The organism is Candidatus Saccharimonadales bacterium (assembly GCA_035457485.1).
In the GTDB taxonomy this organism is placed as follows: domain Bacteria; phylum Patescibacteriota; class Saccharimonadia; order Saccharimonadales; family EFPC-124; genus DATIBO01.
This window is the reverse complement of sequence record DATIBO010000007.1, coordinates 1-1,058: the sequence shown is the minus strand read 5'-3', so window position 1 is coordinate 1,058 and position 1,058 is coordinate 1. Positions and strand designations below refer to the sequence as shown.

Sequence of the window (1,058 nt, the reverse complement as noted above, 5' to 3'; positions counted from 1 at the left end):
AGCCTCGCCTTGTATCTTGCTTTTGTCGTATTACGATCTTTCAATTTGTCTGGGTCGCACCCGGACAATGTAGGAGGAGAGTAGCCTGTGCTCGCCTTAGACCATCGAGTCTGCATGTGAGATCAGATCTCTCCTCCAGTTGCTTGTTCATTAAAGTCGAACGGTATCTAATGGCCGCTCCTGGCGAGCTGAGCCTGCATGCACAAGGTTGACTCGAACAAGTTTTCACCTACGCGGAGCAAATGAATGTTACTTACCCTCGGTATCGACATCAGCAAAGACAGTTTCCATGTGGAGTTGTCAATTAACCACAAACTGCGCCATCGCCGCTTCGCTAACCGCAAAGAAGGATTTGCGGAGCTGGGGGCGTGGCTGATCAAACATAAAGCCACCGTTGTCCATGCCTGCCTGGAAGCCACTGGGCCTTATAGCGAAGCTGTGGCTCTTTACCTGCACGAGCAAGGACACACGGTCAGCATTGTCAATCCCGCACAAATCAAAGCTTTTGGCCAAAGTGAACTGTTGCGCAATAAAGACGATCGCCCGGATGCCGGTCTGATCCGTCGCTTCTGTGAAAAGCAACAGCCGGCCGCCTGGCAGCCGCCGCCGGCCCATTTACGCGAACTGCAAGCTTTGACGCGTCATCTCGAAAATCTGCTCGAGACCCGCCAGCAACAAGTAAATCGACTGGAGGTGGCGACTACAAAAGATGTGCTCAAGTCGCTACGCAAGCTGGTGGCCCATCTTGATGCTGAAATCAAACGCACCGAGCAACAGATTGATGATCATATCGATCGCCATCCGGATCTCAGGCAGCAATGCCAACTGTTGGAGTCTATCCCCGGCATCGGCAAACGTACCGCCACCAAGTTGCTGGCTGAAATCGAAGACATCAGTCGCTACAAATCGGCGCGCCAGGTAGCTGCCTATGCGGGGCTGACGCCGAGAAATAACCGTTCCGGCACCCTACGCGGTCAAACCCGATTATCAAAGACCGGTAATGCCAGAGTGCGTAAGGCGTTGTTTCTGCCGGCCATGGTCGCCAAACGCCACAATCC

At 53.5% G+C, this 1,058-nt stretch carries 1 protein-coding gene; it reads left to right on the top strand.

Annotated features, from left to right (window positions below):
* Positions 1-246: 246 nt before the first annotated feature.
* A partial coding sequence (locus VLA77_05055; protein ID HSE29923.1) for an IS110 family transposase occupies positions 247-1,058 on the top strand: 812 nt, incomplete at its 3' end.